Here is a 12,276-nt window from a genome sequence, read left to right as displayed (position 1 = left end):
AACTGTTTAAAATCCGACTAGACTTTTTGGGTGTTTGCACCTTTGTACTGTCGGTAGTCGTGGTGACTATTGTTTGTTAAATATATAGAAACTTAATTTTTAAGATGATGGAAAACGTAGTAAACAAAGTAGTATTAAGCGGTTGTGCAGGTAGCGATGCAGAACTAAAAACAGTAGGCGGAAACAGTAAATTGGCTCGTGTTAATATGGCGGTAAACGAGAGTTATAAAAACGCAGCAGGTGAAGAAGTGAAAAAGACACACTGGTTTTCTTTAACTTTTTGGGGTGCAAAGGCAGACATAGCAGAACTAAAAATTAAAAAGGGTACACGTTTCTCCATAGAAGGCAGATTACAGAACAATAACTATGAGGCTAAAGATGGTACAAAACGTTACACCACAGAAATAATAGTGGAAGAAATACTAATCAAAGAAACACAAGCGGTAGATTAGTTTTAATCTAGATACACTTGCTACACACAAGCAAGTGTATCCCTTTAACTATATGACCTCTGATAAATCAATTAAGTATACCGCATTCGTTTTTTAGGTAACTAGTATAACATATCTATAAACAAAGGGCTGAGCTATTAACGCTTTAGCCCATTTTCTTCACATGATGGCTCGCCATCCAGCTTCAATGCTACGCTGTAAAACACAATACCATTACGGCAATTCAATTTTACCTAAATATGCGCTGTTTGCAGCCCTTTCTCTGTCGTTAGACAATACCGTAACATAGATATGCGCAGTTTTACAACCTTCTGGATAATTCAACGTTAATTTACAGTTTCCTGCACCTCTTTCTACGGCATTCAGATTTCCATCAAAGTAATCGTGTTGATCGTACAAGATCAGATAGGCAACTAGATCATTTGCTGCGGCATCACTCTCATAGCTTGCTTCCCATGCTAGGTTTACATTTTGCTTGTCACTAGCATCTAGTTGTAAGTTTGTAAGAAACGGAAGGTTCCCGCTGCTAATGACAATGGAACTGTAATCAATCACATAATTAGGGTATTCCCCTTTCACTATTCCCGAATTAAAATGGTGTGCTGCATTTTGTGCGGAGCGCTCGTGGGTGTGGTTTTTAAACGTAATGGCAAAGAAAGAGGTGAGGGGCGAACGCCATTGTTGCAACAGGCCGAACCTAGCTCTCGCAGCTAACTGTTTTTCTGAGGGGTTCTTGGTAATTTTACGAGGTACACTCCTCATCACTTGCTTACCTCTTACAGTATAGCCAATCACTGATCCTGCTTTTCCCGAAAAACCACCATTTATACCATTCTTTGCTTGTGCCATTTGTCAATTGATAAGTGAAACGCTGTATTAAAGTTAGGTTATTTAGTGTGCTTTACCAAATTTAAGACGCAAATTAATCGGAGTTTATTCGAACACTATCCGTAGTAACTCCGAACAAACTCCGAAGAAGCTCCGAAGAAGCTCCGAAGAAGCTATTAAAAAGTAGCATTGATTTTGCAATTAATTAGAAGTTCAACAACGATGCTAATATTGATTGTTTTCCTTGGCGAGAAATCAGCATATAGGTAGATATGTACTGCTGAAGTTTAATTGAAAGGGCTGTCAGCAATTTGCTAAACTGGTGTTGGGCTCGTCCTTATTTTCTGTCGGGTTGTTGTTATATAAGCATCAATAAATAACCAATTAATGAACCGCCTAAAATCACAAAAGCGCTATTTATTTTCTTGTATCCAAATGCTATTGCTATACTTAAAATTGCAATTAAAACTGTACGCCAATCTGTAATGGTGTCTTTTCCCATATCAAAACAAACGGCTATAATTATTGCGACCGATGCTACGTTTACTGCATCTAAAAATGCCGAAAATAGCATTGAGTTTCGCATTTTCTTTACGATTGGGTTGAGGAAAGCAACAAAAACAAATGAAGGTAAAAATATGGCGATAGTTGAAATGATAGCACCTACAAAACCGTTAATTTGATATCCAATGAATGTAACGGAAGAAAAAACAGGGCCAGGCGTGAATTGTCCAACCGCAATGGCGTCAATTAATTGCTGCCTTGTTAAAAGCCTGGTTGAAACCAACTCAGTATCGAGAAATGCAAACAAAACATAACCGCTTCCATAAAGTATAGCGCCAATTTTTAGGAAAATCCAAAACAGGTTTGCATTGGTTGCCTGAAGCATGGTGGTATTTGTGATTTGCATTAAAGTTAATGGCAGAAAACTGTTGCTATTATTTTGCTTATTATTTCGCACATAAGCAAAAAACAAAGCAAAAAAACCTGCGCCAAACATCAAATAGATTTCGTTAATACTAAATAATGCACCAAGCAAAACAAGTAATCCGATAATAATTAGTAGTGTTGACTTTAGTGATTTTTTTGCCAAAGGAAAAATTGCTCCTAAAATGATGGCTATGATAGCAGGTTTTATGCCGTAAATAAAGGGCTGTACTTTTGGGATTTGTCCGTATTCTTTGTAAAGGAAGGCAAAAATTCCAGTTATGAAAACGGCTGGCAAAATGAAGCAAAAGCCTGCAACTATTAAACCTTTCCAGCCCGCTTTTTCGTGTCCAATGTGGATGGCCATTTCCGTGCTATTGGGACCGGGAATTAGATTGGTTGCGCCAATCAAGTCCAGAAAATGCTGTTCGGTTAACCACTTTCTTTTGGTCACCACTTCGTCCTGCATCATGGCAATGTGTGCAGCTGGTCCGCCAAAGCCAATGATGCCCAATTTCAGAAAAAGTTTGGCAATATCTTTTAAATCTGGTTTATGCTCCATTTAAGTAAAAGTTTGTCAGCCGACCCTAAGCAACCATGTATTAAGGTATTGCTAAAACACCAACCTCCAATTAAACAAATTCTCAACTTCCCCTACTTTTTCGAAATGGTTTCTTTCTAGTATCCCAAATGATGCAGGATTATCTTTTGCGGTTTGGGCAAAGATAGATTTCACGTTCTCCTGACTTTTTGCCCATTCAATAATACAGGCAACGGCTTCGGTCATGTAACCTTTTCCTCTATACTCCTCGTAGGTGCCGTAACCAATTTCAATTTCTCCATTTTCATCAGGTTCGCCTACAAAGCAGATATCACCAATCATTCTGTTTTCGTCTTTTAAAATGAGCGTCCACAAGGTGGAGAATAAATGATTTTTGCCAGTATCAGCTACATTTGGTAAAATGGTTTCTTCTAAAGCTTCTTTTAGTGCTGGAGAGATTATTTTATGTGTTGGCTTTAAGTTTAACTCTTCCTCTAACGAATTATCATTTTTAATGTATTTTACTAATTGATCGTGAGTGAGTGGTTGTAGAATGAGACGTTTGCTTTCGATCATAGGGTCTTAGTTCCAAATTTCATTTTGACTGGTTAGAATTAATGGCATGCCATCCGTAACCATAATGGTATGTTCATGTTGTGCTACAAAGCCGCCTCTGTTGCCCACCAATGTCCATCCATCTTTTTCTGTATTAGCTATTGTAGATTTAGTAGAGATAAATGTCTCGACAGCAACAGTTGTGTTTTTTCTAAAGCGTTCAAAGTTATAACGGTCTTGAAAGTTGGCAATTTCATGCGGTTCTTCGTGTAAACTTCTGCCCACACCATGTCCGGTTAAATTTTTAATTACGGTATAGCCTGATTTCTTTGCTTCCGTTTCAATCAGTTTGCCAATCTCAGAGATTTTTACACCGCCCTTAATTTGATGGATGGCTTTCTTCAAAATGTTCTTAGAAGCAGTTACTAATTTTTGGTACTGGTAAATATCTTCGCCCAATACAAAAGAACCTCCATTGTCCGACCAAAAGCCATCTAATTCTGCAGAAACATCAATATTAATTAAATCACCTTCCTTAAATATCTTTTGCTCGCTCGGTATGCCATGTGCAATTTCATTATTCACGCTAATACAAGTCCAACCGGGGAAATCGTAGGTTAAGCGTGGAGCAGATTTTGCGCCTAAATCATTTAAAATGCCGCCACCAAAATCATCTAGTTGTTTAGCAGTCATGCCTGGTTTTACATATCCTCTCATTTCTTTGAGTGTAATCGCTACGGCATCACTTATTTTTTGCATTCCTGCAAGCTCTTCGGCATTGGTTATGGACATGTTTTTAAAGTTTGATCAAAGATATGGCTTTTTCTAAAATTTCATCCTTACCTTCTTGTATACCTTTAACGGTTGGCTTTACTACAATGTTTGGTACAATGCCAATTCTTTGTGTTTCTCTACCATCGGGATAATATACGCCAATTTGCGTATAACTCGAACCAATCCCCCCTGGGAAAACAATGGGCATGCCCACACTACCATCTGCTCCTGCTGTCTGACTACCAATAACCAATGTATTTGGTCGAGTGCGTAATGCCATGACGGATAACTCGGCTAAGCTTTGAGTTTCTTCGTTAATCAAAATGATGACTTGGCCTTTGTAATTGTCTGTTCTAACAGTTCCTATTCTTCCTTGCGCCATGTATTCATCAGACATGTAGGTGAATAAACCAGGCGTTTCGGTGCTTCCTTGTGTATATCTTGCAATATCCATTGGCTTGGTAAATAGGTATTTTCCAATGTCCCAAGCAAAGTCTGTTGGTTTAGGGTAAGTGCGCATATCAATAATTATGCCTTTGGCTTTCATGGCTAAAGGCATCACCAATTTTAAGCGTTTGCCTAACCTGCCGGGATGAAAATAAGCGATATCGTTTATCATCTTAAAACCAGTATCGGCTGCTGCAGGTTTTTTATAATTGGTTCTGTTAAAAGGATAACACTTTAAAGTTGTTGTCGCGGTTTTGTTATCTCTAAGGTAAGTTACTTTCATCACCGTATCATTTGTTCTCAAAAAGAGTTGCGCCATTTTTCTTAATTGAGTAGGGTAGTTTGATGCTGACATATAGGGTAATTTTTCCTTGATCAGCTGTGCTACTGGAACCGCATTAATGGTTTGAATAACATCTCCTCTTTTTAAAGAATTGATACCTAGGATTTCATCATTACTGTATGTAACAACTGGGGCATTATTTACAAAAACAATTTCGATGTTTGGTTTAAGTGCACCGTAAAAAGGTTTAAAAATAGGGTCGAAAGGAGAAAAATCTGCATGTGAATCGCTAATCTCTGCTACTAAAGCAGCTGCGGTAAGTTTGTAGTCAAGTTCATCTTTTGCAGCTATAAATTTTGGGATGTATTCTTTTAAGATATTTCCCCAAGGTTTATTTGTTAAATTTCTATAGGGAGCGAAATATTCTATACCACTCCAAAATCTAAATAAACCTAACAATCTGTAGCCATCATCTGGATATTTAAGACTACGATAAGGATCTTCGTTTTTAAAAACCGGTACAGGAGTTTCTGCATCATATAGTTTTACATAATAACTTTCTTCGGTTCTATCTGCCAGTTTGATTTGGTTAATCTGTTCGATTAATTTTTTACTCAATCCAGAAGTGGCAACCCAGTCGAAATTAGGTTTATACTTAATAGATGCAGCAGGAATTACTTTTGGCGTAGCTGTTTTAAACGTACCAAGCCCAGTTATCCAATTCGATAATAGTTCATTACGCTCCGCATCTGTTTTTACAGCTAGTACTTTGGGAGCAATTCTAAATAGTTCGAAATCCCAATTGTAATTTCCTTTCGCTATAGCCGGATGATGGTATTTTAAAAAGCTCCACACTTTGCCCAGCACTACTAAATTTGTGATTTGCATGGGTGTTAAGTTTTTTAAACTTAGGTTTGAACCAGCCGTAAACTCTTTATCTAAAGTAGCTTTAGGTTTTTCTATTTCGGCCGGATTTACAGTTTGAGCATTCGCAGTAAGGACAAAAAGTAAAAGAAGTAGGGTGAGGAGTTTTGTTTTCATAACGGTGCTTTTTAAGTTGACGGCCTTACTAAGAAAATGGTTGCATCAATGCAAAAAATAGTTTTAAGAAGATAGCCTAGTCTTCATCAAAACCAAATTAACACTACAATGGCATTAAATTCATTCGTTTATTTTATCTTTAGGCGATTTTAGCCAACCGGTTAAAATCCAATCGAAATTAATATTAACAACCCAATATCATATGTCAACTACATCAAAGATTATCTACACCAAAACAGACGAGGCGCCAATGTTGGCTACCTATTCCTTATTGCCTATTGTTCAAGCTTTTACTGCTTCGGCAGGTATTGATGTAGAAACTAGAGATATTTCATTGGCTGGAAGAATTTTAGCAAACTTCCCTGAGTTTTTAAAAGACGATCAAAAAGTTGGCGATGCATTAGCAGAACTTGGTGCATTAGCTACCACGCCAGAGGCGAATATTATCAAATTACCAAATATCTCTGCTTCAATTCCGCAATTGGTGGATGCGATTACAGAATTACAAGCGCAGGGGTATGCGTTGCCAAACTATCCAGATAACGCACAAAGCGAGGAAGAAAAAGCAATCAAGGCTAAATATGGTAAAGTATTAGGCTCAGCCGTAAATCCCGTTTTACGTGAGGGTAACTCGGATAGGAGAGCCCCAAAAGCGGTTAAGAATTATGCAAAAGTAAATCCACATTCAATGGGTGCTTGGTCGGCAGATTCTAAAACTAGAGTAGCTAGCATGAGCGAAGGTGATTTTTATGGTTCAGAGAAATCTGTAACTGTTGCAGAAGCCACTCAATTTAAAATAGAATTTGTTGGCGAAGATGGTGCGGTAACGGAATTAAAAGGTTTAGCTCCATTAAAAGCTGGAGAAGTAATTGATAGTTCTGCGTTAAGTCTTGCTGCATTGAAAGCATTTGTAGCGAAAGAAATTGTAGCAACAAGAGCTGAAGGAACATTGTTATCTGCGCATTTAAAAGCTACGATGATGAAAGTTTCTGATCCACTTATTTTTGGTGCAATTGTAGAAGTGTACTTCGCAGATGTATTCACAAAATATGCGGATTTATTTAAAGAACTAAATGTAGATACGAGCAATGGTTTAGGTGATGTATATGCGAAAATTGCTGGCAACCCGAAACAAGCTGAAGTAGAAGCAGATTTAGCAAAAGCGATTGAAAATGGTCCGGCATTGGCAATGGTAAATTCTGATAAAGGAATTACTAATTTGCACGTACCATCGGATGTAATTGTGGATGCTTCGATGCCTGCCATGATTCGTACATCTGGCCAGATGTGGAACAAAGACGGTAAACCTCAAGATACAACAGCTTTAATTCCAGATCGTTGTTATGCTGGTGTGTATACTGCCACAATTGACGATTGTAAAAAACATGGTGCTTTTGATGTAACCACAATGGGTTCTGTACCTAATGTGGGTTTAATGGCGCAAAAAGCGGAAGAATATGGTTCTCACGACAAAACTTTCCAGGCAAAAGCAAACGGTACCATTCGGGTAACTGATGCAAGCGGAAAAGTGTTCTTCGATCAGAAAGTAGAGAAAGGCGATATTTTTAGAATGTGCCAAACTAAAGATGCACCCATTCAAGATTGGGTAAAATTAGCTGTAAATAGAGCTCGTTTATCGGCAACGCCAGCAGTGTTTTGGTTAGATGAAAACAGAGCGCACGATAGAGAAATTATCGCGAAAGTGAAAAAATATTTAGCTGACTACGATACGAATGGATTGGATATTCAAATTCTTGCTCCAGTAGAAGCCACTAAATATACCTTAGAACGAATTAGAAAAGGACAAGATACCATCTCGGTTACTGGAAACGTATTGCGTGATTATTTAACAGATTTATTCCCGATTTTAGAATTAGGAACTTCTGCAAAAATGTTATCTATTGTTCCATTAATGAATGGTGGTGGTTTGTTTGAAACAGGCGCTGGTGGTTCTGCTCCAAAGCATATTGAACAATTTATAGAAGAAGGTTATTTGCGTTGGGATTCATTAGGTGAGTTCTTGGCTTTACAAGCTTCTTTAGAACATTTGTCGCAAACACAAAATAATGCAAAAGCGCAAGTTTTAGCGGATGCATTGGATGAAGCAAATGCAAAATTCTTGGCGACAGATAAATCTCCGGGAAGGAAATTAGGTACCATTGATAACCGTGGTTCTCATTTTTATTTAGCTTTATACTGGGCTGAGGCTTTAGCCAGTCAGACAAAAGATGCAGATTTAAAAGCAAGATTTGCTCCGCTTGCAAAAGCATTAACCGAGAATGAAAGTAAAATAGTTGACGAGTTAATCAGCGCACAAGGTAAGCCACAAAACATTGGTGGTTATTATCATCCTAATGATGAATTGGCAAGTAAAGCCATGCGTCCAAGTGATACATTGAATACTACGTTGGCAAGTTTGTAAGCGCTAATGCTTTAGAAAATATAAGCCCATTTGCATTAGCATTTGGGCTTTTTTAATATATGGTATTTCCAACCTCTGTTAATTTTATCATCTTTTAAGGTGATTTATTCCTAATTCTTCCCTGTTTTAGTATTGATTTGATTTTTGAATACCTCTAAAAGACGATTTTTTAAAGGGCATGGAATGGCTAGGTTTATGGTTTAATTAATCTTTTAATCTAGTTAAAAATGAAAAAAATATTCTGTATAGTTTAATTGCCCTGATGGGTTTATTTGGTGCTTGTAAAAAAGGGACTGATCCTAAACCAGTTGATCCTATTGTAGATGCCGACCCTTATAAACATTATCGCCCTATAGAGGTGGCAAGTGATGATGGTTTAATAAGTAAATATTCTTATAATACTGCCAATCAGATTGTGAAATCGGATCATTTCATAAAGGATAACACTGGAACTAAATTAACCAGCTCACAAACCTACTCTTATACAAATGGTAAGCTTTCTCAGGATCTTCAAGAAGATGGATCAGTTTTAAAATATATTTCTGATTATAAATATCAGGTCAATACAGATATCATAGAAAGTTCAATTTTCAGAGGTGTAAATTATTCAGATCCAGCAAAACCAGTAACCACATCAACAATTAATACTGATTATAGCTATGTTGGAGGAAAAATTTCAAAGGTAACCACAAAAGACGGTAATAATATTCCCTTAACTATTATTAACTATACGTTCAGTCTGAAAGGAGAAAATCCGTTTGTTACAAAAGATTACGTTCCACAATCCGTAAATGGGATTCCAGCTAATCCTCCATTTTTTGCTACAACAGAATATTATAAAGATGTGATTGATCCAATTTCATACTTCTTTACAAATTCTACAAGTGAAAGCAAATTCATAACAAAAAGTGAAACCTTTAGTGTATTTCCTAATGCAGATTATAGTCAAACTTACGAATTGGATAATTTAGGGAGAATAAAAACGGTAAGTTTAACCAATCTCGCAAGTAAGAACACAATTAAAACAACTTATACCTACGAAAAATATTAGCATTATTTAGCAGTTTAATATTACTTTCCTTTAAAATATAAGTCCATTTGCACTCGCATTTGGGCTTTTTATTGTTGCTAAAAAATCAATTTATAACCTTGTCCCCTAAAGTTTAAGATGGCAATTGAAGGATCTTGCTTCAGGTATTTCCTTAGTTTTGTGATAAAAACATCTAAACTTCTCCCAGAGAAATAATCATCATTTCCCCAATGTGTGAGGAGCAGTTCTTGCCGTAATACCATTTGTTCATGACGACTTTGCAATAGATTTAATATTTCAGCTTCACGAAAAGTAAGTTGCTTCTTTGCGCCTTTATGCACTAAAACTCCTTCTGGATAATGGAATATATATTCTCCAATAGTAAATGGACCTGTTTTTTTAAGGTCAATAGGTCTAGTATTTACAATTCCCAATAGTGATCTCATCCTAATCACTAATTCTTCCATACTGAAAGGCTTTTTAAGGTAATCGTTAGCGCCACTTTCAAATCCATTCACCACATCAGCTGCCAATGATTTTGAAGTTAAAAAAAGTGCAGGCGTTGTAAGGTCTCTACTTCGTATTTTTTTTAATAACGAAAACCCATCTCCATCTGGTAACATGACATCCAAAATGAGCAAGTGAAAAGTAGTTAACGAGTGTGCTTGTAAAGCTGCTGCTGCGGTAGCTACATGACATACATCAAAACCTTTGCTTTCTAAGCTCTCTTTTATAATTTCCGCAAGAGCTGGCTCATCTTCTACAAATAGAATTTTTAAATCACTCATACAGGCCATCCTAATTTTAATTCAGTTCCATTTTGATTGCTTATAATGGTGTACCAACCATGGTGTTGATCCATGATTTGTTTCACGTAATTTAAACCCAATCCATATCCTTTAACTAGTGCCTCACCTTGTTGTTTAGCTCTATAAAATTTCTCAAAAACAAAAGGTATTTCTGATTTAACAATGCCCGGACCATTATCTTTAAAAGCCGTAATAAGATAACCGGAATCAACAAATAGGTTGATGTCTATCTCGATTTTATCTCGTCCATATTTAATTGCATTGTCTATAATATTAGCTACTGCATGTTGGAATTGCGATTTATCTGCAAGTATCTCTACAATTCCGGTATTATTTCTAAACGTAATTTTAACATCTTTTTCTGAAAGACTGTAGATGTCAATAATTTCTTTGAGGATTGTTTCTATTTGAATTTTCTCTTTTTTAATTTTATAGTTTTCTGTATCGTACAAAGAGATTTTTAATATTTTATCAGTGAGTTCGCTAATGCGTTTTAGTTCATTTTTAGCATGCTTTAAATAACGTGTTGCTTTTTCCTCATCTTGTCGTACAGATTGATTAGTTAAAGCTTCTACAGCAAGCATGGTGGTCGCAATTGGGGTTTTAAATTCATGCGTAATATTACTAATGAAATCATTTTTTATCAAGGATAGCTTTTTCTCTTTTCTTAGACTTTTCAATAAATAATACAGACAAAAAGCGATTAGGAATACCAAAAAAACAGAGCTAAACAGAATTAACCACATGTTAGACAGGATGTAGGGGAATGGATCTTTAAACATAACCCGTATATAATTTTGTCCTGGATTATGCTTATAGGTAGGAAGCGACCGCGTAATAACAGGATATTTTTTTAATAAGGCTTGGTTAAAAGTGCTGCTATTGGTTGTACTGTCTTTTTCTTTTGCGTAAAAGTTATACTTTACGAAAATTGATCTATTGGCAAGGTATTTATCTAAAATAGGACGCAAATTCGCTGTATCAAATTCTATTTTATTCGTAAGATCTACCATGTATTTACCTAACTCCTGTGTTCTGTAATATACGATGTGGTTATTTAGATCTTCATTTCTAAGTAACTCAGAAAACCTTTGGGCAATTAGCGTAGTTAGCTGTTTTTTATTTCCATTGTTAATCAAAATATCAACATCATGCAAAGAGAAAGAACTTGAGAACTTATCTTTTGGTCTTTTTGTCTCGCCAACTGTATAAATAACCTTTTTATCTTTTTTATCGAGCTTACTTGTAATGGTAAACAAAGTGGTATCCAACAGTCTCCTTTTTAAAATGCGTTGAATGCTATCGGCACGAAGGCTAAACTCTTTTTTAAAGGCATCTTCGAAAGCAAGGTTTACCTCCTTTTCAAAATTTTGCTTGGTACTAGTGTAGTATTTGCTAATCCAATACACTTGTAACCCTAAAAGGATAAGCATGGCTGTAAAGCAAAGTGCAGGGAGTAGATGATGTTTTTGCCGCATGTTCAAATCTAATCATTAAGCACTTTATTATTCTGCTGTTAACATAATATAACATTGCATAACATGCTGTTAACTGTCTTTTAGTTCAACAATAATCACATTTGTATCGAAGAAAATAAACTATTATAAAATGAAACCATCATGAGCAAACACTCACAAACAGAAATGAATGTGCTCATGATTGCTTCATCACATTTAAAAATTTATATACTAATGAAAAAAATACTTACTTATTTATTTTCCCTGTCTCCAATTTTTGCTTTTGGACAAGGTATGGTACTTAAAGCTGGAGATCAGTTTCCGAACATTCCGATTAATCAGATCATAAATGCACCTGTTAAGAGTGTTAATCTTAATGAAAGCAAGGATAAAAAATTTTATATCTTAAATTTCTGGGGGACATGGTGCAGTCCTTGCATACCAGAAATGGATGAGTTGACTAAGCTGCAAAAAGCCAATGCTAATAAAATACAGGTAATCGCAATTTCTGATGATGATCCATTAAAACTTCAAAAATACCTTAAAAATAAACCCACAACAATTTGGTTATCAACCGATACGAGTTATCTGTTTTATACTTTATTTAATTTGGCTTCTGTAAGTCAGTGTGCAATTGTAAACGCTGATAAAAAGATTGTGGCAGTAATGAAAACACATTCCATTACACAAGGTCTATTAGATAGTTTGTA

General features: G+C 36.0%; 11 protein-coding genes. 4 read left to right on the top strand and 7 right to left on the bottom strand.

Annotated elements, in window-relative coordinates:
- Positions 1–107 precede the first annotated feature (107 nt).
- Positions 108–452, top strand: coding sequence for a single-stranded DNA-binding protein (locus WC622_RS12750; RefSeq protein ID WP_372820083.1), 345 nt, complete (start codon positions 108–110; stop codon positions 450–452).
- Between the two features lie 213 nt (positions 453–665).
- Here the strand turns inward: WC622_RS12750 and WC622_RS12745 are convergent, their stop codons facing one another.
- The 5 genes from WC622_RS12745 to WC622_RS12725 form a co-directional block, all read right to left on the bottom strand.
- A complete protein-coding gene (locus WC622_RS12745; RefSeq protein WP_372820082.1) occupies positions 666–1,301 on the bottom strand; it encodes a DUF6266 family protein in 636 nt (211 codons plus the stop codon).
- 337 nt (positions 1,302–1,638) lie between these two features.
- Positions 1,639–2,769 (bottom strand): chromate efflux transporter, encoded by a 1,131-nt coding sequence (gene chrA / locus WC622_RS12740; protein WP_372820081.1) that lies wholly within the window; start codon positions 2,767–2,769, stop codon positions 1,639–1,641.
- A 51-nt stretch (positions 2,770–2,820) separates the two neighbouring features.
- Positions 2,821–3,324 carry a GNAT family N-acetyltransferase gene (locus tag WC622_RS12735; RefSeq protein ID WP_372820080.1) on the bottom strand — a complete coding sequence of 168 codons (504 nt, stop codon included), beginning with the start codon at positions 3,322–3,324 and terminating at the stop codon, positions 2,821–2,823.
- Between the two features lie 6 nt (positions 3,325–3,330).
- Positions 3,331–4,095, bottom strand: a complete 765-nt coding sequence (map, locus tag WC622_RS12730) for a type I methionyl aminopeptidase (RefSeq protein WP_372820079.1) — start codon at positions 4,093–4,095, stop codon at positions 3,331–3,333.
- 4 nt (positions 4,096–4,099) lie between these two features.
- Positions 4,100–5,848 (bottom strand): S41 family peptidase, encoded by a 1,749-nt coding sequence (locus WC622_RS12725; protein WP_372820078.1) that lies wholly within the window; start codon positions 5,846–5,848, stop codon positions 4,100–4,102.
- Positions 5,849–6,050: 202 nt separating this feature from the next.
- Between WC622_RS12725 and WC622_RS12720 the strand changes: the two genes are divergently transcribed.
- Positions 6,051–8,270, top strand: coding sequence for an NADP-dependent isocitrate dehydrogenase (locus tag WC622_RS12720; protein ID WP_372820077.1), 2,220 nt, complete (start codon positions 6,051–6,053; stop codon positions 8,268–8,270).
- A 262-nt stretch (positions 8,271–8,532) separates the two neighbouring features.
- A complete protein-coding gene (locus WC622_RS12715; RefSeq protein ID WP_372820076.1) occupies positions 8,533–9,321 on the top strand; it encodes a hypothetical protein in 789 nt (262 codons plus the stop codon).
- A 77-nt stretch (positions 9,322–9,398) separates the two neighbouring features.
- Here WC622_RS12715 and WC622_RS12710 read toward each other — a convergent pair whose 3' ends face one another.
- A complete protein-coding gene (locus WC622_RS12710; RefSeq protein ID WP_372820075.1) occupies positions 9,399–10,088 on the bottom strand; it encodes a response regulator transcription factor in 690 nt (229 codons plus the stop codon).
- Positions 10,085–11,587, bottom strand: a complete 1,503-nt coding sequence (locus tag WC622_RS12705) for a sensor histidine kinase (protein ID WP_372820074.1) — start codon at positions 11,585–11,587, stop codon at positions 10,085–10,087. Before WC622_RS12705 ends, WC622_RS12710 begins: the two co-directional genes overlap by 4 nt.
- 141 nt (positions 11,588–11,728) lie before the next feature.
- Here WC622_RS12705 and WC622_RS12700 point away from each other — a divergent pair.
- Positions 11,729–12,276: TlpA family protein disulfide reductase (locus WC622_RS12700; RefSeq protein ID WP_372820073.1), on the top strand; the 548-nt coding region annotated here is incomplete at its 3' end.

Origin of the sequence: Pedobacter sp. (genome assembly GCF_041662865.1) — a bacterium.
GTDB lineage: Bacteria > Bacteroidota > Bacteroidia > Sphingobacteriales > Sphingobacteriaceae > Pedobacter.
This window is presented reverse-complemented; position numbering and strand designations above follow the sequence as displayed.